The sequence below is a fragment of the Escherichia sp. Marseille-Q3837 genome (genome assembly GCF_916618735.1).
Lineage (GTDB): Bacteria > Pseudomonadota > Gammaproteobacteria > Enterobacterales > Enterobacteriaceae > Escherichia > Escherichia ruysiae.
This window is the reverse complement of sequence record NZ_CAKAKC010000001.1, coordinates 264,842-287,630: the sequence shown is the minus strand read 5'-3', so window position 1 is coordinate 287,630 and position 22,789 is coordinate 264,842. Positions and strand designations below refer to the sequence as shown.

Here is a 22,789-nt window from a genome sequence, read left to right as displayed (position 1 = left end):
TTGTTAAATAATAAACTGCATAACCCAGATCGACAGAAAAGCGTTAATCACGCCGACCGTAATGATATGCAGATGGTATTTAGCATTCACTTCGGCTGTCTCCAGGCTGCGACCGACATTTTGCACCGTGCTGGCCATTAAATACATTGCGGGCAGTAAAACGGTGTTAATGGTCAGGCTGACAGCAACTGTTGCGGTTGAGTTTCTTGACTGGCAAGGGAAATGCCCCAAAGGAAAATACCAGGGCGCTCTTCTCTGGTATGGCGGGGAGAAAAATCCCCCCTTATGAAGTCGCCGTTTGCAGCTTAAATAATTGCACTGTGCTGATGAGCGCGGCAATAAACAGCGCCGCTGCGCCACAAAGCGTGGAGTTGGCGAGCGCCGACGTTCCGTTGCCGAGCATACTGGTCAGTGCCGGGCCGAGAATTTGCCCAATGCCATAAATAAGCGTCACAAAGCCTAACAGGTTGAGATTTCCCGGCACACTAAGCTGGCGGGCGATGGTCATCACCAGCGAGGTCGTGCCCATAAAGGTGCCGCCAAAGCCAATACTGCTGATGATGAGTAATAAAGGAGAACTGCTGGCGAGGGTTAACAGTACGCAGATAGCCTGTACCAGCAAATTCACCGTCAGGCAGGGTAACGCCCCCCAATGTTTTGCTGCCCACAACCAGCCAAAGCAGCCTGGCACAATCGACAAGCCGACCAGCGTCCAGAGATGGGCGGTCAGTAACGGCAGGCCGGCGTCTTTCGCCATGAGCGGCAGATAAGTGGCAACGATGATATAACCAAAACCCGCCAGACCGTACAGAATAGCCAGCAACCACCAGCTCATAGGTTGTTGATTGGTTTTTGCTAACGGCGCAGGCGTGATGGTGTTTTTTTTCGAGGGGATCAAAAGCGCCAGTACAATCAATATCATGCCAGAAAGCGCCCCGGCACCTTGCCATAGCGTTTGCGAGGAGAGGGCAAAATGCAGCCCAGCCAGCACATATTCATTGCCTAGTGCGATGCCAACACCAACGCCAGAAAACAGTGCCGCAAGTACAAAAGGATGGCGGGTATGTTGCATGATGAGCGTCGAGCCGAAAATCAACATCCCGGCGCTGGCGATACCCGCCAGAAAGCGAACCAACAACACCAGAATAAACGACGGCAACCACGCCATCGCGAGGATCAACAAGCCGGTTGCCAGGGCGCAAGCCAATAAAAACGGGCGCAGACGTGAGGGTAAATGAAATGCGCCGAATGAAAACAACAGGCTTCCAGCCAGATACCCAGCGTAGTTGCCGCTGGCAATCCACGATAGTTCGTTAAATGAAAACTGCCCCTCCGCCAGCATAACTGGCAGCATCGGCGTATAAAGAAAGCGACCTAACCCCATACCTAAGGTCAGAACCAGCATCCCGAAAAGCGCGGTGCTGAAGGAAAAGCGTTCTACGGGATGCGATGACGGGGACATGTTTTACCTTGCTTGTCTTTTTGTTGTTAACAAGTTAATAACAAAAAGGTGAAACATGCCAGTCTGTTAATGTGATGATGTAGGGGTAAAGCGATAAAAACGATTCGGTTCGCCAACGATATAAATATTGCCAGAGGCATCCATCGCAATCCCTTCAGCCTGTTTGATGTTATGTGACAAACCCCGACTGCCTTTGGTTAGTGACATTTCACCGATAACCTCGCCAGCCAGCGTTACTTCCTGGAGTGCGCGTGATTCATGAGACAGCACCAGAAGCGTATTTTTTTGTTGGTTAAATTCTGCGCCGGACACATCATCTAAAGTAAATTGACGTTGTAGTTCCTTGTCTTTGCTGATGTGCAATTCATTGCTACTTAGTAGCCCGTTAACTTTGTAGACCTCAATCGGATTTTTCTCTTTAAAAAACCAGAAGGTGTGATCCTGGCGAGAATAAGCCAGCCCTTCAAAACCACTATTGGTTGGCGTTTCCTGTAACGGAATTTTTATTTTTTTGAGGATTTTTACTTCTGACTTTTCATTAAGTGAAATCACATAAATGGCATAATCGCGTTCATCACTGATGACGAATTTATTATCACCAATATATTCGATAGTCTCGAGATCTTTCACAAAATCCAGAGAAATGGTGCGGAGCAGATCCCCATTCGTGGTCATTTCAACAATCGCCGCAGGTTTATTGATAGTGCTAAACAGGGTATTACTCTGCGCAGACCAGGTCAGTGAGGAGATATTATTCGTTACACCTGCAATCTCTTTGCCATCAATAGTCACGTGGTAATTTTGAAACCCTGCGGGATAACTGCTTTTGCGAGCGCAAGATTGCACGAAGAAAGCACACACTGCCACAATGGCAAAAAGAATAATAATGCTGATACGTTTACTTAACGAAAACCTTTTTGTCATGGCATATCCATCCAACAAAATCAATAAGATATCGATAAGTATACGTAGTGATCTTAATGAATCCTTAACGCGGAGCCAGAGCGTAATGCGCAATGCATTTCCTGTCGCTGTCTTTCTTCCTGTTACTGACGAATGCAGGCAGATATCGCATTCAGCTCGTTGCGCAATGACAAAGATTGCGCAGGCTCTTTCTCTGCTTCTTCGAGAGTTTCAGTTGAGGTGGAGCAACCGCATCGCAGGCCGTTAGCATCTTCTGCGGCATAAACGTGCAGTAAGTGCCGACCAGCGGAATGCCGCATTTCGGAGAACTGCTCGAAAATGGCGACAAATGGAATGATTTTCCTTCCCCGTACACGGGAGACAATGAAAAAGGCCGCATTATTACCATGATTTGAGTTTGCTTTATTTGTTCTCTCTCGCGGTTAAAAATTGCCGAGGGGTAACAAAGTCGGGATTTGCGATAAAAGATACAGTATCAATCCAATACAACCACCAACCAGCGTACCGTTGACGCGGATAAACTGGAGATCTTTGCCAATATTTAACTCGATTTGCCGCGACATATCCCGCGCATCCCAGCTTTTCACCGTGTCAGTAATGTGGCGTGTCAGGAATGCCGAAAACTCTGGTGCGACGCGGTGCGCAGCCTGTTCGAGATGACCATTTAACGACGCCCGCAAGGCATCATCGGCAATTAACGTCTCGCCAAACCATTGACCCGCCCGCGCGATACGTTCCTTCACGCGAGAATCTTCGCTATTGATATCGGCCTTCAACCATTCCCGCAAATCCCCCCACAATTCACCGAGATAGCGGTTAAACGCTTCATCTTCTTTCAGATACGCTTTGATATTGTCGGCGCGCGCCGCCATTTCCGGATCGTTTTTCAGCTTATCGATCAGCGCAAAGGTAGCGCGATCAAACGCATGGCGGATCTGATGCGCGCGATCGCGGCTGATATCATCAAGCAAAGAATTAACTGCGTCAGAAACCAGCTCTGCGCTATGTTCACCCAGCCATTCAGTCGGCAAAATTTTCGCTTTCAGCGGATGCTCGCTCTCCAGCCAGCGGACGATCTGTTGGGCGATAAATTTGCGTGATTTATCGCGCTGGAGCAGGGCGATCAGTTGTGCGATCAGAGTATCCAGCAGCACCTGATGACGATCGTTTTTGGTCATGCTCTCCAGCATTAACGCACTGGTGCCGGAAAGATCCACTTTATCAATCGCCCGATGCACCGCGCGCTTAAGCAGACGCTGAATACGCGCATCATCGGTAAGTTCGAGAAAACCACTCATGATCTGCAAAAGATGCTGCCCAACGCGGCGGGCGTTTTCCGGCTGACTAAACCAGTTACCGATTAACAACGCCGGTTCATGACGACGAATTAACGCCACCAGGGATTGGGTATCGAGAAATTTTTCCTGTACGAACTGACCGAGATTTTCGCCAATCCGGTCTTTATTACGCGGGATAATCGCCGTATGGCGAGAAATAATCGGAATCGGCACGCGGCGAAACAGCGCCACCACCGCAAACCAGTCAGCCAGAGCGCCGACCATTGCCGCCTCCGCAATCGCCTTCACGCCGCTCACCCAAAAATTGGGGGGCAAAAAAAGCGTAACGATAAAAGTCGCGGCAGCAACGAGCAGTAAAGAGAGCGCCAGCATTTTGGCGCGTCGGAGTTCAATGATTTTATTCATATCGTAAGAATAGAGCCTGACGGCAGGTTCACGCAAAAATCGAGATACCTTCCAGAAAAATGTATCGCTTGCAGGAGAACAAAAATAGCCTGGAAAGCGCCTCGGGGAATGAGATATTGCCGGGTGTGAGCGGAATTAGGAATCGCTAAAGTCGGACTATCTCTTCAACAGGTGACGGATCGCCATGACAAACTTCACGACCAGTACGCCGCATGACGCATTATTTAAATCCTTCCTCACGCATCCTGACACCGCGCGGGATTTTATGGAGATCCACTTACCAAAAGGTTTACGTGAACTGTGCGATCTCGACACCTTAAAACTGGAATCAGCCAGCTTTGTCGATGAAAAATTGCGGGCGCTGCACTCCGATATTTTATGGTCGGTAAAGACCCGCGAAGGCGATGGTTATATCTATGTGGTGATTGAACATCAGAGCCGCGAGGATATTCATATGGCCTTTCGCCTGATGCGATATTCCATGGCGGTGATGCAGCGTCATATAGAGCATGATAAACGCCGACCACTACCGCTGGTCATTCCGATGCTGTTTTATCACGGCAGTCGTAGTCCTTACCCCTGGTCTTTGTGCTGGCTGGACGAATTTGCCGACCCGATTACCGCTCGGAAACTTTATACCGCTGCGTTCCCGCTGGTGGATATCACTGTGGTGCCGGACGACGAGATTGTTCAGCATCGCAGAGTTGCCCTACTGGAGTTGATCCAAAAGCATATCCGCCAGCGCAATATGATGGGGCTGATTGATCAACTGGTAGCATTACTGGTTACAGAGTGCGCTAATGACAGCCAGATAACCGCGCTGTTAAATTACATTTTACTGGCTGGTGATGAAGCGAGTTTTAAGGAGTTTATCAGCGAACTTACCAGGCGAATGCCACAACACAGGGAGCGAATCATGACGATTGCAGAGCGAATTCATAATGCGGGATGGCTGTTGGGAAGGGAAGAAGGGAGGATCGAAGGCAAAGAAGAAGGGGAACAGCGCCTTCTCCGATTATTTTTGCAAAATGGTGCAGATCCTGAATGGATACAAAAGATTACCGGACATTCATCAGAGCAAATACAGGCATTAGGTCAGTCTTTGCCTGACAGTTACCGCGATTCAGGGATCGAATAATAATCAGAGACTGATGACAAACGCCAAACTTCCTGATGCGCTACGCTTATCAGGCTTACATAGCCCATGCAATATATTGAATTTGCAATATTCTGTATGCCGGATAAGGCGCTCGCGCTGCATCCGGCATGAACAAAACGCTTTTTGCCTAAGCCATGCTGGAACGTAGAGATGTTGCTATAGAGACAAAACGAGCCACAAGCTATTCGTCAGAGGAAATTCAGGCGCGTCGTCACGATGCCGTATTTATTCCATTGCCCGATACACGGCCTCGCCAATTTGCTTCAGTGCTTCGCGGTAGGTTTCGCTGAGCGGCAAAGCGCAGTTGATGCGCAGGCAATTACGGTATTTACCGGAAGCTGAGAAAATCGAGCCTGCCGCCACCTGGATTTTCATGCGGCACAATTGCCGCGCGACGCAGACCATATCGACCTGTTCAGGCAATTCTATCCACAGTAAAAATCCGCCTTTCGGGCGCGTAATACAGATTTCGCAGGGAAAATATTCCCGTATCCAGCAGGTATAAAGCGCCATATTGCGCTGATAATTCTGCCGCATCCGCCGGATATGGCGATGATAGTGACCTTCCTGCACAAACGTCGCCGCCGCCATTTGCGTGGACGGTACATTAAAGCTGCTGGTGGCGTATTTCATATGCAGCAGTTTATCGTGATATCGCCCCGGCGCGACCCAGCCCACGCGCAGGCCTGGCGCAATGCTTTTACTGAACGAACTGCACAGCAGCACCCGACCATCGATATCCCATGAATGAATAGTACGCGGGCGTGGATACTCCGTTGCCAGTTCGCCGTAGACATCATCTTCAAAAATCACAATATCATGACGCTGAGCGAGAGAGAGAACGGCTCGTTTGCGGGCGTCCGGCATAATAAATCCCAGCGGATTATTGCAGTTTGGCACCAGAATGATGCCTTTAATCGGCCACTGTTCCAGCGCCAGTTCCAGAGCTTCAACGCTGATACCGGTTTCTGGATCGGTTGGGATTTCAATCACTTTCACGCCCATACCGCGCAGCATCTGCATTGAACCGTAATAACACGGGGATTCGACCGCGACAATATCGCCCGGTTTACACACCGCCATTAACGCCAGCGACATCGAGTTATGGCAGCCGCTGGTGATGATGATGTCATCGGCGGTGACCACCGAGCCGCTGTCGAGCATCAGACGGGCAATCTGCTCGCGCAATACCCGCTGACCGGCTAACAAGTCATAACCGAGAACGGTTTGCAGATTATGCTGCACCACCCGGCTTAGCTCCCGCCACAGCGGTTTCAGGCTGGGCGTTTCGACATCCGGCGTGCTTTTGCTTAACGGAACAATGGAACTGTCGCTATGCGCCACCAGCATATCCAGCACCTGATCCCACTGGGTAATTTCCACCGGGCGCTGCACCGGACGCGTCATCGGCGGTACAGGCGGCTGGGCTTTACGTTGTGCGACAAAATAACCCGAACGCGGCTGCGGAGTGATGAGCTTCATCGTTTCCAGCGTCTGGTACGCCTGCTGCACGGTGCTGATGCTGACGCCGTGCTCCTGACTTAAGCTGCGCACCGACGGCAATTTCTCCCCGTGACGATACAGCCCTTGCTCAATCCGCTCGGCAAGTAGAGTCGCCAGATGTTGATAACGCGTCATGCTGTACTCCTTATTTGGACCATACAGAGAGAAAAACCGGTACAGATGAGGCTAAAAAACCGGATGCAGATGCTGTTTTAACCTGTCTGTATGTTAAATAAAAGTAATATTTGCATCTGTATTGTGAACTGCCAGAAGGCGGATGATTAAGCCTCTGAAAGATGAGGAGGCAGCAGATGGAATTTCACGAAAACAGAGCCAAAGCGCCGTTTACTGGCTTCGTACAACTCTGGCAGGCAGTGAGAAGCTGGTGGCTGAAAAAGCAGACCCGGCGGGTGTTACAGCAGATGAGTGATGAACGGTTGAGGGATATTGGGTTACGCAGGGAGGATGTGGAGTGATGGAGGATGTTGAGAATAAATCAGGATATTAACTTTTTATATGTACCCAGGAAGAAACCAGGGTACATATAGATATTAGTTGAATTTAATATCAGCAATCAATTTTTTGATATAATCTTCTGGTTTCATCTTTGTTTTTTCTTTTATTTGCTGATAAGTTTCTTTCTTAATATTGATTTCAATTGTTTTATTTTTATTGAGAGTGTACGTAATCGGTAATAATATCGATATTGTAATTATCACAATTATAAAAAATATTTTTGAGTTTCCATGTGAGTCAGATTCTTTAAGTTTTTGGAACGTTCTTCTTATTACTGGATTAACTGCTGAAGAAATTATAATAATAATGATAAAAGCAGCTAAAAAATTTAATGTATATTTTGCGTAGTAACTTTCATTATTCATATCAAAAAACAGCAACCACACCAGTGCACAAAACAAAGTCATGCCAAAGCATATAAATGAAATAATAAAGCCAATTTGTTGTGTTCTTTTATCAAGTTCAGAGAGGAATTTCTCACTAACTCTTTGACATTTATAAGATGAAATAAGAGCATGAACGGCATTGAAAAATATATTTGTGCAAATCAAAACAAAGAATATATTGATTGGCATAAATCCTATAAGTGTATCAAAGAAGAAGTCTTGTTGAAGATAGTACGGTAATCGATCATCAACTTCCATCAATAATGTTAATATAAACCCGAAAGAAACATAAAAAAACAAACCTTCCTCACGTAGTTTTTTAATGTAATTTTTGAATTTAAAATCTTTAATCATCTTCAGCATAGCTATTCCTTATTGTAAATAATATGGCCGGGGTAGAAAATGCGACCCCGGCTATCAACGTATTTTATGTTGGCAAAGCAATTTTCCCCGTTAGCATATCAAACATCAGATAAGCAAAGCCCTTTGCCCGAGCTGGATCGGATAAATATTGCAACATAAATTCTTGCCGAGCGTCATTACTGTCCATTACAGCATTATCAACTGCCTGGAGGAAATCACCAAGAATAGCTTGTTCTGGCGGATTGTTTTTAATTTGTGTCATAACATTTTCATTTTCAGTTATTTTGTTATACACCGCAAAAACATTGCTGATCATATCTTTGTCGGTCAAATGGTCGCTAATGAATAATTCATTCATCCGAGAAAGAACCTGAGATAAAAACTCCTCTTTTTTATCTTTCGCTTTTGCCGTACCAATATCATTACTTGCATCCAGCGTATAGTCAGGCGTTTCTTCCTGTAAGCGTAAATCTTGCTCATGGATTTTCGATAAACGATAGTGACTCATCTCCACATTACTGAGATCAATTTCATCCTCTTCCAGACGTTGCTCATGCAGCAGCGGGCGCAGGTGGCGGGCAAACAGACTTAGCTTTTCCAGATCCTTGTCATCGTACTCGACGATCTGTGACATAAATTCGTAGAAGCGAACAAAGCTGCCGAGATCTTTTTTGAATATTTCCAGACGATCCTTTTCCTGCTTACAGGATTTAAAACTGTTTTCCGCATTGGTAATTAACACCGTGTCGCCCGTTTTTTTGGTGCGCTCGAACATCTCTTTGGCAGTCAGATAAGCATCTATTGCCATCAGATAACGCTTTTTCCAGCGTTCTACCGCCGGTTTACAGATATTACTGATCGCCGCATTCGATTTATTTTTGGTGAAGAAAGCCTCGCAGAACTGCTCGACTTCATGCCACTGAAAAATCTGCGTGGCGCGCAGTTTTTCAAACAGATCGAATACTTGTTGCGGATCGCTGACATCGGTCAGTTCCGCCGTCTGGTAATAGGGCTGGAATGCGTCGAGGATCTCGTTCGGATCGTTATAAAAATCGAGGACAAAAGTGCCCGATTCCGCTTTGCCCGGATAGGTTCGGTTCAGGCGGGAGAGCGTCTGCACGCACTCGACGCCGCCGAGGGCTTTATCCACATACATTGCGCACAGCTTCGGCTGGTCAAAACCGGTCTGGAATTTATTGGCGACCAGCATGACCTGATAATCGTCGCTGTCGAAGGCTTCGCGCATATCCCGTCCTTTCAGGCCGGGGTTCATGTTTATTTCAGTAAATTTCTGGTTTAACAACGCGAGGCTGTTGTGGTCGCCTTCCTGAAATTCAACTTCCCCGGAAAACGCCACCATTGCGCTGATTTTCTGGTAATTGTTCTCTCTAAGGTATTTATCAAACGCCAGCTTGTAGCGCACGGCAGCTTTACGCGAACTGGTGACCACCATCGCTTTGGCCTGGCCGCCAAGCAGATGCATCACATGTTTGCGGTAGTGCTCCACAATCACCTTCACCTTCTGCGAAATATTGTGATCGTGCAGGGTCACCCACTGGTGAAGCCTGACCTTCGCCCGTTTGCTATCGACTTCGCGGTCTTTGTCTTCCAGCTTTTGCAGCAACTGATACGCCACTTTGTAGTTGGTGTAGTTTTTCAGCACGTCGAGGATAAAGCCTTCTTCGATTGCCTGGCGCATCGAGTAGACGTGAAAAGCCGCAGGTTTATTGGTTTTTGACGCCGGTTCATCCGGACGCGGGCGGCGGCCAAAGAGTTCGAGGGTTTTGGATTTTGGCGTAGCAGTAAAGGCGTAGTAGTTCAGGTTACTGCTGCCCTGACGTGCGGCGATGGTCGTATCCAGAACATCTTCTGACGAAAGCACCACGTCATCATCCAGCTCTTCGCTCATCAGCACTTCTTTAAGCTGACGGGCGGTGGAACCGCTTTGCGAGGAGTGCGCTTCATCGGCGATCACCGCATATTTACGCTGTTTCAGGCTGACGCTGTTTTCGATTGCTTTGAGTACGAATGGGAACGTCTGGATGGTGACGATAATTATCGGCTGCGAGTTTTCCAGCGCACTGGCGAGCTTTTCTGATTTGGAGCCGTCGCCCTCTTTGTTATTGATGCGCCCGACCACGCCGTCGACATGTTCAAACTGCCAGATGGTGTCCTGAAGCTGGTCGTCCAGCACCGTGCGGTCCGTCACCACGATAACGGAGTGGAACTGCTTTTCCCCGTTTGTGTCGTACAGACGAGAAAGCTGGTGGGCGGTCCAGGCAATGGAGTTCGATTTACCGGAACCGGCGCTGTGCTGGATCAGGTATTTATTGCCGGTTCCTTCAATCGTCGCGGCTTCCAGCAGTTTGTTGACCACATCCCACTGATGATAGCGCGGGAAGATCAGGCTCTCTTTCTTCGCTTTCAGCCCGTTCCACTCCTCTTTTTCTTCAATCTCCAAATGGACAAAACTGGCGAGGATTTTTAATAAGTTATCCGGTAGCAGCACTTCATTCCACAGATAATCCGTGGCGTAGCGGCTGGCATCTTCAGGGATTTCGTTGCCCGCACCGCCATCTTTGGTGCCTTTGTTAAACGGCAGGAAGAAAGTGCTGTCACCCGCGAGTCTGGTGGTCATAAAGACGTCATACTGGCTGACGGCAAAATGCACCAGCGCGCCGCGCTTAAAGGTCAGCAGCGGTTCGGGTTTATTGGTCGCGGGATCTTTCGGCAGGCGGGTCTTTTTGTACTGCGCAATGGCGTTCTGCACCGCCTGTTTAAATTCGGATTTCAGTTCCAGTGTGGCAACCGGCAGGCCGTTGATAAACAGCACCAGGTCGATGCGCCATTTTTGGGCTTTTACGCCCGTTTCTGCAAAGACGTTATTTGAGGCATACGGGCTGTAGACCAGTTCTGGCACGATACGGCAGATATTCTGCTGATAGCGCGCCAGCGTTTCCGGGTTGAGGTTGTGTTCTGGCTTAAACTGGCACAGCGAAAAACGGGCGTTGCGAATTTTCAGGCCGTGGCGCAGTACGCCAAGCGTACCCCAGGTGCGCGACTGGATATCGGTGGCGTTGCTGTCGGCTTTTTGAAGCTGCGCGACCAGCGCGTCGAGGAAATGGCGCTCGGTATCGTTGGGGTAAACGCGGGCGAATTTCTCCCACTCCTGCGGTTGGGTGGTTTGAACGAAGTTTAAGGTATCCTGTGCGTATAGTGCTCGTTCCCGGTCGTAGCCGTCACCTTTGCCGACAATCCAGCCTTTTGTCACCATCTGGGCGATGATGTCGTTTTGCAGGTTGACCTCTTTTGTAATGTCGTGGCTCATGCGCTGGCCTCCGTGGGGGCTTCTGCTTCGGGGATGGGGGCGGTCCAGTTGCGGAGGTCTATTTTGCCGGTGACGGCGGCAGAGATAAGGGCGGAGCGGCATTCTTTAAGAAGTTCGATTTGTTGGAGTTGTTTATCGATTAGGATGTCGATTTTTGTGGTTTGACTATCCAGATATACAACTATACGTTCCTGTTCTTTAGGTAAAGGGAACCATATTGAGATACCTTTTAGAATTGCTTGAGTAACACTAAATACTTTTACTCCCTTTACTGTATTGCGAATTTGTGTTCGCAACTCTTTGCTATCTAAGAGATAGGCGTAAAATCTAAAACATTCTTTATTTAGAGGACGAGTGATAATAGTGTGATAGCCTGCAAAAATTGTTTCTTCAATAATTAATTGTGTGAAATTCCCAGCACCTTCGGTATCTTCTGATGTGTCTGCAAAAACAATGTCACCTTTTTGGATTAATGATGATGAGTTATTTTTAAGATGAGATATGTCTACACATTTCAATGCATGGACTTGAGGGTTAACTTCAAATCTATATTTAGAGTGTATTTCACCATAATTCACACAAGGTATACCTTCATCCTGAAGGTTTTCTTTGGTAATTGTTAATCCCTTTCCAAAGCTAAACATGTAGCGCAGTTTGCTTAATCGCCAGTGCGCGGGTATTTCCCCCAACCACTCAACCCCAGAATCTTTCATCGGCACATCAGGATTTAGCCCTTTGGTCACCGCATGGCTAATCACTGCCTGACGTTTTTCTTTTAGTAGCTCAATAAGTTGTTGTTGTTTCTCGATCAGTTTGTCGATTTTTGCGGTTTCGTTGTCGAGAAATAGAGCAATTTTCTCCGCTTCGTTATGGCTAGGTGTAAGCAAAAAGGAGTTTCTTATAAGCTCCTGATTTAATATTTTAGCACCATAAATGTTGGTTGAGGAATTCTCTATTATGAATTTTGGAAGCGCATAATATAAGTATGATAGTGGAAGTTCTGCCTTATTTAGAAACGAGGCAATTGCTTCATTTGTATATAAATCACAGTCAGCAAATGAAATAGCACCAACAGATAATTTAAAACTGTATAACAGTGACCCTCTAGGGGTTATCTCCATAGAGGCTTCTTTTGCCGCTTGATCTGAGATGCATTTTGCTGTGCTCGAAATAAATTTACCTTGCAGGTCGGAGATGTTGACCCATAAATTATTACCAATAAAATTAGCATCATTTTTAGTCGAAGGAGTCCAGCCAACTTGAAAGGGAGCTATATGTTTTACTCGACTTAATTTCCATTGGTAAGGTATCTCCCCCAACCACTCCACCCCAGAATCCCTATACTCCGGATACGCCTGATACTTATTTAACCCCGCCATCAGGAATGTACCTCCTGCAGCAGTTTCATAATCTCGGCACTTACCGCATCCAGATCCGCATCAATCTCCTCCAGCGGCCTTGGTGGCTGATAAACATAAAAATGACGATTAAACGGAATTTCATACCCCACAATCCCGATATCTCCATCTTTCGCATCGCGCTTATCGGCGTTAATCCATGCATCCGCCACATGCGGCAACACTTCTGCTTTGAAGTAACCCTCGATCAACTCGCTGGTCGATACCGCCGGGTTCAGCGGCACATTTTCGTTATCGCGCAGGTCGCCATCCGGCTCAAACTCCACAACCTTTCCGTGGTACTCAAACGCGCCGTAAAGCGGTTGAGCCGCCTCTTTCAGTACCTTGCTGATTACCGGTTTGGCGTCCGGGTTTTTGCGGGTAATGGCATCGATAAACTGTTTGTTCTCTTTCGCATCCAGCTTCACGCCTGCGGTTTTGAACGCCTCTTTCAGCGTCAACTGGAACTGATTAAAGTCATTGCTGATAGCGTCTTTGCCACCCGTCTGCATACCCATCGCAACCTGAATACGCTGCGCTTTTTCCATTAACTCACGCTGGGCCAGCCATAATTTACTGTCGAGCAGATCTTTAATTTGCTTCTCTTTCAGCTCGGTGAAATCGGCTTTAAGAATGGCGCGGGCTTCACTTTCTATGCCAGTGAAGTCACCGTAGTTACCGTCATGCCACTGGAAGGCAAAGGCGTCATACAGTTGCACCATCGGTGCGTTAAACGGCTTCGGCGCAAAGCGCAATGTGGCAATAGCGTCATCGGTCATCTGAGCCGACAGGCGTAACGGGCGCTCAACGGTTATGCGACGATAGCCAAACTCTGTGCTGTGAAAGACTTTGCTGGCAAAGGTTTTTGCTGCCTCGGTTTTGGTTGTTGCGGACTGGCGTCCCCGGCTGGATTTTGGCTCTGGTGCTTTCTCCAGGCCTAACGCCGCAAGCGTGGTGGTGGCAACGGATTCGAAATCGCCAAACGTGCGGGTGATTAAGCGAATATCTTCATCCCCGAGAATATTGCGTTTTGACCCCAGCGATTTACGCATCTTGCCGCAAAGATTGCTGCCGTCAATTAGCTGAACTTTGCCTTTACGCTCTGGCGCTTTTTTGTTGGACAGCACCCAAACATAGGTGGCGATACCGGTGTTGTAAAACATGTCGGTGGATAGGGCGATGATGCCTTCCAGTAAATCCGCTTCCAGAATGTAGCGACGGATCTCGCTTTCGCCGCTGCCCGCGCCGCCGGTGAATAACGGGGAACCGTTAAGAATGATGCCGATCCGCCCGCCACCGCTTTTGGCATCGCGCATTTTGCTGATCAGGTGCAGCAGAAACAGCAATGAACCGTCTGAGACGCGGGGCAGGCCAGGGCCAAAGCGGCCATCAGCACCTTTGAGTTTGTGCTCGTCGTTGATGTCACCTTCGATCTTTTTCCAGTCCACGCCGAAAGGTGGGTTAGAGAGCATGTAATCGAATTTTTCAGCGGGGAGTTGATCGTTTGAAAGGGTGTTGCCGAGTTTGATAAGGCTGACGTCCTGACCCTTAATCAGCATGTCGGCTTTACAGATGGCGTAGGATTCCGGGTTTAACTCCTGACCAAACGCGCGCATCACGGCATTGGGGTTTTGTTTGTGGACGTACTCCATACCGGAAGAGAGAAAGCCGCCGGTTCCCGCCGTCGGGTCGTAAAGGGTGCGGATGATGCCGTCTTTGTTGAGCGCATCATCATCATCGAAAAACACCAGCGAGGTGGTCAGATTGACGATATCTCGTGGGGTAAAGTGCTCCCCGGCGGTTTCGTTAGAACTCTCGGCAAAACGTCGGATCAGCTCTTCAAATACCAGCCCCATGTCATGGTTGGTGACGTGCTCCGGGTATAAATCTGCTTTAGCGAATATTTGCACCACTTTAAACAGTAAGTTCGCATCAGCCAACTGCCCGACAAACTCGCTGAACTTGAAGTGTTCGAAGATCTCGCGGGCATCTGAAGAGAACGACTGGATGTAGTTTTCCAGGTTGTCCTGTATACCATTTTGCCCCATTTTGCTGAGATCCATCGCTGAGGCATTGAAGAACGTGAGGCCATTGGTCGCCCGCAGGATCATTTTCTCCTGGGCTTCCTCCGGCAGTTTCATAGCTTTTACTTTTTGCGCCTCGGCAATGACCGCGTCTTTACTTATTTCGAGTACGCATTCCAGACGACGAAGAAGTGTGAAAGGGAGAATAATTCGCCCATATTGTGATTGTTTAAAATCGCCGCGTAACAGGTCGGCGACAGACCAGAGAAAGGCCGCAATTTGGCTGAAATTAGGTAATGACATAAAAAGCATTCCTTGCCCTGCATGAGAGGGGATTTTCAATGTGAAGTGAATGCTTTGTTATATCAAATTACCATCAACAATATCAAAAATATGATCTTTTTCAATAGGTTATATGTATGTGTTTGGCGTATAAATTATTCCACTGAATGTGTTCTTGGGAATTTCTTAATATGCTTTGAATTATCCTGAAATATTGTCTTTGCAGCAGTAAAGTCGCTGACTTTTATTTTTTATTCGAAGCATAATGACGCAGTTTGCCAGCGCAATTTGACAGGCGTCATTCATGAAAGCCACCGAAGCCCGATTACTCGATTTTCTAAAACGCTCTCAGCAATTCGTTATTCCCATTTATCAGCGTACTTATTCATGGTCAGAGGAACAGTGTCGCCAATTCTGGGACGATGTAATACGGGCCGGACTACGCGAGGACATCTTGGCACACTTTATTGGCTCGGTGGTGTACATCGAACAGGGTCTGTATCAGGTTTCGGGGATTTCGCCGTTGCTGGTGATTGACGGACAACAACGTCTGACAACGGCGATGTTATTGCTGGAAGCATTGTCCAGACATCTTGGTGATGAAGAAGTGATGGATGGTTTCTCCACCATGAAATTACGAAACTACCAGCTCAACCTTTCACGCAGACTTCCTCAACCCCGCAAACGCCGCCCTTATCTCTTCCTCTGGCAGCTGAATCCCGATAAACACCATCGTGCTATGCGGTTTTTCATCGCCCCACGGGCGATCCCAGTCGGCGCTGTAGAGGCGCTGGACGCCCTGGAACAGCAGGCGGTTAGGTTCGCCGTCAATCCATAGCATCCCTTTGTAACGCAGTAGTTTATCCGCCGACTCCAGCAGCAGGTTTTCCATCACCCGTGAAACTTCGCTGATATCTACCGGGTAGTCCAGTTCCACCACAATCGACGAAATATCGTTTTGTTTATCAGCGATGAAGTGGAAGCGTGGTTTGGTGCTGACGACGTTCTCTTCCAGCATAAAACCGTTGGTGTTGAACAGCAGACCCAGGTCGATGTCGCCGTGAGTGACGGTGTAGACCGGTGCGCGGGCGTTGATGCGCGCCAGACGTTCACGCAGTTTTTCTGCTTCGCCTGCGATGTCGGTTTTGGTCAGCAGAATACGGTCGGCGTAGCCAACCTGTGACTGGGCGATGGTGAACTGGTTCATCTGCTCATCGGCATGTACCGCATCCACCAGCGCAATCACGCCGTCCAGCAGGTAACGCTGGCATAAAATCTCATGGGAGAAAAAGGTCTGAATAATCGGGCCGGGATCGGCCATGCCGGTGCATTCAATCACCAGACGGTCGAACTGAATATTGCCCTTGTCGAGATTATCCAGCAGGTCGAGTAGCGCGTCTTCCAGTTCGTTGGAGCGCGAACAGCAGATGCAGCCGTTGGTCAGCGTTTTGATCTGCGTGGCGCGGTCGCCAATTAACTGATCATCAACGGAGACTTCGCCGAATTCGTTTTCAATCACGGCAATCTTGTAGCCGTGTTGTTCGTTAAGAATATGGCGCAGCAGGGTGGTTTTGCCCGCGCCTAAAAAACCGGTGAGTAGGGTAACTGCAATCGGGTTCATGCTCTCTCCATTAACAACAGCGCATACCGCCTTTACCATCGCCGCCGTAGCGTGCGTTCTGGCGTTCGCGGAAGAATTCTTCATAGCTCATGTACGGCTTGTCGGGATGGTTGGTCTTCATATGCTCGACGTAGTTGTCGTAGTCTGGAATGCCAATCAACATCTTCGCCGCCTGGCCGAGATATTTTTTTGCCTGTCCTAAGTTACCAAACATAGTTCACTCTGATAAGAACAAAGCCCCGCCGAAGCGGGGCTAAACACGGTTAGTGGTGCGAAGAGATCTTCACGCCGCCTTCCGGGATTGGAACGTACGGCGTTTCTTTGTCAGTACGTTTGTCGCTGTTACGCACCTTCAGCCAGGTTTTGAAACCGTAGAAGATGATGCTGTACACCACAATCAGGAACAGAATACTCAGACCCGCGTTGGTGTAGTTGTTCACAACGATGTGGTTCATGTTGGCAATCTGCTGCGCCGTCAGGTCAGTACCGTTAGCAATCTTCTCTTTGTACTGGCTTGCCATGTAGAAGAAGCCTTCCATCTGCGGGTTGGTGCTGAACAGTTTCAGGCCCAGCGCCCAGGTGGTGCAGATAAGCAGCCATACAGCCGGAACAACAGTTACCCAGATGTATTGGGTGCGCTTCATCTTAATCAGCACAACTGTGCCCAGTACCAGCGCCACGGCTGCCAGCATCTGGTTGGAGATACCGAACAGCGGCCACAGGCTCTTAACGCCGCCCAGCGGATCGACCACGCCCTGATACAGCAGGTAGCCCCACAGACCCACACAGCCCGCTGTACCGATGATACCGGCAACCAGAGAGTCGGTTTTTTTCAGGAACGGGATGAAGTTACCCAGTAGGTCTTGCAGCATAAAGCGGCCAGAACGCGTACCGGCATCCAGTGCGGTCAGGATGAACAGTGCTTCGAACAGAATACCGAAGTGATACCAGAAGCCCATGTCAGCCATCGGCAGCACTTTGTGGAACACGTGCGCGATACCTACCGCCAGCGTCGGCGCACCACCTGCACGGTTCAGGACAGAAGGTTCACCAATGTCTTTCGCGGTTTGCAGGATCTGCTCTGGCGAAATCACGAAGCCCCAGGAGCTGACGGTTGCTGCCGCGTGTGCGGTAACGTCTTTCAGCTGCGCCATGATGATCGGCGCGTTCTCGCCACCCATTTCATGCAGGTTAGGCATGGTGATGCCGAGACCCGCAGGCGGGGTATTCATCGCGAAGTAAAGACCCGGTTCGATGATGGACGCAGCAACCAGCGCCATAATCGCCACGAAGGACTCCATCAGCATTGCGCCGTAGCCAATGAAACGCGCGTCGGTTTCGTTAGCCAGCAGTTTCGGCGTCGTACCGGAAGAGATCAGTGCGTGGAAGCCAGATACCGCACCACAGGCGATGGTGATGAACAGGAACGGGAACAGAGCGCCTTTCCACAGCGGGCCAGTACCGTCAATGTACTGGGTCATCGCAGGCATTTTCAGTTCCGGGTTCAGTACCACGATACCCAGCGCCAGGCCGACGATAACGCCGATTTTCAGGAAGGTTGCCAGATAGTCGCGCGGTGCGAGGATCAGCCACACCGGCAGCAGTGCAGAAACAAACGCATAGCCAATCAGCGCGAAGGTAATGGTGGTGTCTTTAAAGGTCAGTGCCGGCCCCCAGTACGGATCGTGAGCAATCACGCCACCGAAGTAGATAGATGCAACCAGCAGCACGATACCAATGACAGAGACTTCACCCACACGCCCCGGACGGATAAAGCGCATGTAGATACCCATAAACAGCGCAATCGGCACGGTTGAGCAAACGGTGAAGACACCCCACGGACTTTCGGCCAGGGCTTTAACCACAATCAGCGCCAGGACGGCAAGGATGATGATCATGATTAAGAAGCAGCCAAACAGCGCGATAGTTCCTGGTACTGGCCCCATCTCTTCTTTGATCATCTCACCGAGAGATGCGCCGTTACGGCGAGAGGAGATAAACAGCACCATAAAGTCCTGTACCGCACCGGCCAGCACCACCCCCGCCAGCAGCCACAGCGTACCTGGCAGGTAGCCCATCTGCGCGGCGAGAACCGGACCAACCAGCGGACCGGCACCGGCGATAGCGGCGAAGTGGTGACCAAACAACACGTAACGGTTGGTCGGAACGTAGTTCAGACCGTCGTTGTTAATAACCGCAGGCGTCGCGCGCGTGGGGTCGAGTTTCATCACTTTCTGGGCGATGTATAGGCTGTAGTAGCGATAAGCCACCAGATACACCGACACAGAGGCGACCACGATCCACAGGGCGCTGACGTGCTCCCCCCGACGTAATGCAACTACCGCGAGGCAGAATGCACCGATGATTCCAAGAATCACCCAGGGTATGTGCTTGAATATCTTTTTAGTATCCATAGTAAAACCTGGCATGTATTGATTAATAGTTGGCCGAAGCCGTTCTAGGTTTGCGTTGCGTTTGAGGAGGTAAATTGACCGCTATCCTGCAGTGATGTTGCCAGAGTTACGCGCGCGTAAAGTAAGGTAAATAACTGAGTGGTTAAATTAGGGACGTAAGCGGTCAGTTTTGCGGTTGAGCGGTATTGAGCAAGGTTTATGAAGGTTGTTTATGTGATATTGATCACAACCGAAGCGATTTTTAGCCCTCAGTTGTGTTACTCATATAAAAATTATATTCATGCTATATATATTAAAACCCCATTTCCTCACTGATAATATTATTTTGGCCAATAATATTAATCTATTGGCAAATATCCTCACGTTCAAAATAGATACAGCTAATGTGAAAAATAAGAAAGAAAAATATATCAATACGCGGTTATTGTATTTTTGAACAAAAATAAAAAAGTGAGGTAAATTTAATCAATTTCAGGTCGCTACCTATAAAGTTTTCTCATTCCAGGCCGAAAATTCTGCTATCGGTCAACAGGAAAAGAGAAACCATGTTAAAACGTATCAGGATCGTGACCAGCTTACTGCTGGTTTTGGCCGTTTTCGGCCTTTTGCAACTGACATCAGGCAGCCTGTTCTTTAACGCTTTAAAAAAGGACAAAGAAAATCTCTCCGTCTTACAAACCATTCGCCAGCAGCAATCTACGCTAAATGGCAGTTGGGTTGCGTTGTTGCAGACGCGTAACACCCTCAACCGTGCGGGTATCCGCTACATGATGGATCAGAACAATATTGGCAGCGGTTCAACCGTCGCCGAGCTGATGCAGAGTGCCACTATTTCGTTGAAACACGCGGAAAAAGACTGGGCAGATTACGAAGCACTACCGCGTAACTTGCATCAGAGCACAGCGGCTGCTACGGAGATCAAACGTAATTACGATATCTATCACAATGCACTGGCGGAGCTGATCCAGTTGTTAGGGGCGGGCAAAATCAACGAGTTTTTTGACCAACCTACTCAGGGATATCAGGACGGTTTCGAGAAGCAGTATATGGCGTACATGCAGCAAAACGATCGTCTCTATGACATCGCCGTCGCTGATAATAATGCTGCCTTTAACCAGGCAATGTGGGTGCTGGCGGGTGTTCTGATCGTCGTACTGGCGGTCATCTTCGTCGTCTGGTTTGGTATTAAAACGTCGCTGGTAGCGCCGATGAATCGCCTGATCGACAACATTCGTCATATTGCTGGCGGCGATCTGGTGAAACCGATCGAGGTAGATGGCTCCAATGAAGTGGGGCAACTGGCAGAGAGTTTGCGCCATATGCAAAGTGAACTGGTACGTACCGTGGGTGATGTGCGTAATGGTGCAAATGCCATCTATAGCGGAGCCAGCGAAATCGCTACCGGTAATAACGATCTCTCTTCACGCACCGAGCAGCAAGCCGCTTCGTTAGAAGAGACGGCAGCCAGCATGGAGCAATTGACTGCGACAGTGAAACAGAATGCCGAGAACGCGCGACAGGCAAGCCATCTGGCGTTAAGTGCTTCCGAAACGGCACAACGTGGCGGTAATGTGGTCGATAGCGTGGTACAAACTATGCGCGATATATCTACCAGTTCGCAGAAAATCGCCGATATTATCAGCGTTATCGACGGTATTGCTTTCCAGACTAATATTCTGGCCTTGAATGCGGCGGTCGAAGCAGCGCGTGCGGGTGAACAAGGGCGTGGTTTTGCGGTGGTCGCGGGAGAAGTGCGTAATCTGGCTCAGCGTAGCGCCCAGGCGGCGCGTGAAATTAAAAGTCTGATTGAAGATTCGGTTGGCAAAGTGGATGTCGGATCGACACTCGTCGAAAGCGCCGGGGAAACTATGGCGGAGATTGTCAGCGCCGTGACCCGCGTGACCGATATCATGGGCGAAATTGCCTCCGCTTCTGATGAGCAGAGTCGCGGTATCGATCAGGTTGGTTTAGCGGTTGTTGAGATGGACCGGGTAACGCAACAGAACGCTGCGCTGGTGGAAGAGTCAGCCGCTGCTGCTGCCGCGCTGGAAGAGCAGGCCAGCCGCCTGACTGAAGCTGTGGCTGTATTTCGTATTCAGCAAGAGCAACAGCGTCAGCGCGAAGCGTTGGCGGTAAAAACGGTGACGCCGGTGGTGTCGCGTAAAGCGGTAGTGGCTGATGGCGGGGATAACTGGGAAACGTTTTAATTGCCACAAAAAATGCCCGATAAGCGATGACTTATCGGGCAAGGGGAGATTACTCTTTATGCGGATCGCTAATGGGTTGATGTACTATGAAGATGTACGCCAGCGCGCCTGCTGCGGTGACGCAACCGCAGATGAGCAGCGCCAGACGGAATGAGTGAGTGGTATCGACAATAAAACCGGTAATAATCGGCGCTAATGAGGCGCAGATGAAGCTGGCAAAGTTCTGGATACTGCCCACTGACGCGGTCATGCGAGAAGCGACCGCTACGTGAACCAGTCCCCAGCAGGATGTACTGGCAAAGTGAAGGCAGAACAGCGCCATGCCAATCAGCAGAACCGCACTCATGGGGGTTGTCGCTTGCGGTACTACCAGAGTAAAGGCGGCTGAACTGAACATCCCGGTAACAATACAGAGCTTACGGTTCTTAATCGGCTTCATCCCGCCTTTGACCAGCCAGTCGGTTACATATCCGTTGAGTAGCATCCCGATCCCACCGAACAGGAAAGGTATTGCCGCCATCAAGCCCGTACTTTTTAAATCCAGATGATAGGCTGTTTGCAGGTAACCCGGCAACCAGGCAATGTACAGCCATGCAGCATAGTTGATACCACTGAAACCGAGCATCATTCCCCACATTGTGCGGTTACGAAACAGGCTGCGCCATTCGGTAAAAGTGAGTGGGTCGCGGCGGGTATTGACGCTACCGGCGTTGAGATAGGTTTGTTCAACGGCGGTCAGCACCACCTGCTCGCGGTTGCGATAGAGCATAAACCAGGCGATGGCGAGAAAAATGCCCAGTGAGCCGATGGTTATAAACATTCCACGCCAGCCGATAGCCAGCATTATCGCCGCCAGAATCGGCGGGCTTATGGCAACACCAATGATGGCGGCTGCGTTAAAAAAGCCCATCGGACGTCCACGTTCTTTGATGTTGTACCAGTCGTTAATCACTTTAACACCGCACGGGTTCATGGGAGCCTCACCGATCCCCATACCAATACGTACCAGCACGAACTGCGTAAAGCTGTGTACCATGCCAGACATTGCCTGGAACAGCGACCAGACTAGCATCCCTAGCCCCAACATCAGACGTGAACCTTTGCGATCCAGCAGTGCGCCAGCGGGCAATTGCGCAATCCCATAAGAGAGCGAGAACACGGAGAGTAAAGCGCCCATCTCGGTGGCGTTTAACCCCAGCTCTCCACGAATAGTTACATTTGCTACCGACAGCGAACTGCGATCGAGAAAATTTATTACCGCAGCAATAAATAATAACAACATGGCGGTGGTTTGAATGTGTTTAATTCGGAGACTGCGTTGAATTAATCCATTTGGTGGCACGGGGATATCTACCGACGACGATGAGCGAAAGGACGAATGCGGATCGAGGGTAATATTTTCTTTTTCCACGCCGAACTCCTGTATTTATAATATTTTAATTATTGCGTAATTATGTATTGCGCAGGGTTAATATTAATGGCAGATGAAATTTTTAGGAT

At 49.1% G+C, this 22,789-nt stretch carries 16 protein-coding genes and 2 pseudogenes; 4 read left to right on the top strand and 14 right to left on the bottom strand.

What is annotated here, in order from left to right:
• Positions 1–3: 3 nt before the first annotated feature.
• The 5 genes and pseudogenes from LG381_RS01300 to LG381_RS01280 all read right to left on the bottom strand — a co-directional run.
• Positions 4–165 (bottom strand): annotated as a pseudogene (locus LG381_RS01300) (hypothetical protein); the annotation flags it as partial.
• Positions 166–283: 118 nt separating this feature from the next.
• Positions 284–1,462: an MFS transporter gene (locus LG381_RS01295; protein ID WP_000075229.1), complete on the bottom strand. Its 1,179-nt coding sequence runs from the start codon at positions 1,460–1,462 to the stop codon at positions 284–286.
• A gap of 66 nt (positions 1,463–1,528) precedes the next feature.
• On the bottom strand, positions 1,529–2,386 hold the full coding sequence (locus LG381_RS01290) for an SdiA-regulated domain-containing protein (protein ID WP_225762963.1): 858 nt from the start codon (positions 2,384–2,386) through the stop codon (positions 1,529–1,531).
• A 122-nt stretch (positions 2,387–2,508) separates the two neighbouring features.
• Positions 2,509–2,685: a hypothetical protein gene (locus LG381_RS01285; RefSeq protein ID WP_170967959.1), complete on the bottom strand. Its 177-nt coding sequence runs from the start codon at positions 2,683–2,685 to the stop codon at positions 2,509–2,511.
• 123 nt (positions 2,686–2,808) lie between these two features.
• Positions 2,809–4,089, bottom strand: a complete 1,281-nt coding sequence (locus LG381_RS01280) for a DUF445 domain-containing protein (RefSeq protein ID WP_032227046.1) — start codon at positions 4,087–4,089, stop codon at positions 2,809–2,811.
• Between the two features lie 184 nt (positions 4,090–4,273).
• Between LG381_RS01280 and LG381_RS01275 the strand changes: the two genes are divergently transcribed.
• Entirely contained in the window at positions 4,274–5,227 is a 954-nt protein-coding gene (locus LG381_RS01275) for an Rpn family recombination-promoting nuclease/putative transposase (RefSeq protein ID WP_085460281.1), read from the top strand.
• Positions 5,228–5,473: 246 nt separating this feature from the next.
• Here LG381_RS01275 and LG381_RS01270 read toward each other — a convergent pair whose 3' ends face one another.
• Positions 5,474–6,886 carry a PLP-dependent aminotransferase family protein gene (locus LG381_RS01270; RefSeq protein ID WP_225761936.1) on the bottom strand — a complete coding sequence of 471 codons (1,413 nt, stop codon included), beginning with the start codon at positions 6,884–6,886 and terminating at the stop codon, positions 5,474–5,476.
• A gap of 176 nt (positions 6,887–7,062) precedes the next feature.
• Between LG381_RS01270 and LG381_RS01265 the strand changes: the two genes are divergently transcribed.
• Positions 7,063–7,227, top strand: a complete 165-nt coding sequence (locus tag LG381_RS01265; protein WP_085460283.1) for a DUF1127 domain-containing protein — start codon at positions 7,063–7,065, stop codon at positions 7,225–7,227.
• Positions 7,228–7,302: 75 nt separating this feature from the next.
• Here LG381_RS01265 and LG381_RS01260 read toward each other — a convergent pair whose 3' ends face one another.
• The 4 genes from LG381_RS01260 to LG381_RS01245 form a co-directional block, all read right to left on the bottom strand.
• Positions 7,303–8,016: a hypothetical protein gene (locus LG381_RS01260; protein WP_225761935.1), complete on the bottom strand. Its 714-nt coding sequence runs from the start codon at positions 8,014–8,016 to the stop codon at positions 7,303–7,305.
• Positions 8,017–8,080: 64 nt separating this feature from the next.
• Entirely contained in the window at positions 8,081–11,344 is a 3,264-nt protein-coding gene (locus LG381_RS01255; RefSeq protein WP_225761934.1) for a DEAD/DEAH box helicase family protein, read from the bottom strand.
• Positions 11,341–12,723, bottom strand: coding sequence for a restriction endonuclease subunit S (locus tag LG381_RS01250; RefSeq protein ID WP_225761933.1), 1,383 nt, complete (start codon positions 12,721–12,723; stop codon positions 11,341–11,343). Before LG381_RS01250 ends, LG381_RS01255 begins: the two co-directional genes overlap by 4 nt.
• Positions 12,723–15,068, bottom strand: coding sequence for a class I SAM-dependent DNA methyltransferase (locus LG381_RS01245; RefSeq protein ID WP_225761932.1), 2,346 nt, complete (start codon positions 15,066–15,068; stop codon positions 12,723–12,725). Before LG381_RS01245 ends, LG381_RS01250 begins: the two co-directional genes overlap by 1 nt.
• A gap of 283 nt (positions 15,069–15,351) precedes the next feature.
• Here LG381_RS01245 and LG381_RS01240 point away from each other — a divergent pair.
• Positions 15,352–15,693: pseudogene (locus tag LG381_RS01240) on the top strand (DUF262 domain-containing protein); the annotation flags it as partial.
• A 12-nt stretch (positions 15,694–15,705) separates the two neighbouring features.
• On the opposite strand, the gene yjiA reads toward LG381_RS01240, so the two are convergent.
• Genes yjiA through btsT form a run of 3 tightly spaced genes read right to left on the bottom strand, consistent with a single transcriptional unit; the run spans position 15,706 to position 19,082 of the window.
• Complete coding sequence (yjiA, locus tag LG381_RS01235) at positions 15,706–16,668, bottom strand: GTPase (protein ID WP_225761931.1); 963 nt, start codon at positions 16,666–16,668, stop codon at positions 15,706–15,708.
• 10 nt (positions 16,669–16,678) lie between these two features.
• Entirely contained in the window at positions 16,679–16,882 is a 204-nt protein-coding gene (locus tag LG381_RS01230; RefSeq protein WP_000467859.1) for a YbdD/YjiX family protein, read from the bottom strand.
• Between the two features lie 49 nt (positions 16,883–16,931).
• Complete coding sequence (gene btsT / locus LG381_RS01225) at positions 16,932–19,082, bottom strand: pyruvate/proton symporter BtsT (RefSeq protein ID WP_001314407.1); 2,151 nt, start codon at positions 19,080–19,082, stop codon at positions 16,932–16,934.
• 545 nt (positions 19,083–19,627) lie between these two features.
• On the opposite strand from btsT, the gene tsr reads away from it, so the two are divergent.
• On the top strand, positions 19,628–21,289 hold the full coding sequence (gene tsr / locus LG381_RS01220; RefSeq protein ID WP_225761930.1) for a methyl-accepting chemotaxis protein: 1,662 nt from the start codon (positions 19,628–19,630) through the stop codon (positions 21,287–21,289).
• 49 nt (positions 21,290–21,338) lie between these two features.
• On the opposite strand, the gene LG381_RS01215 is transcribed toward tsr, so the two are convergent.
• Complete coding sequence (locus LG381_RS01215) at positions 21,339–22,700, bottom strand: MFS transporter (RefSeq protein ID WP_225761929.1); 1,362 nt, start codon at positions 22,698–22,700, stop codon at positions 21,339–21,341.
• Between the last annotated feature and the right edge of the window lie 89 nt (positions 22,701–22,789).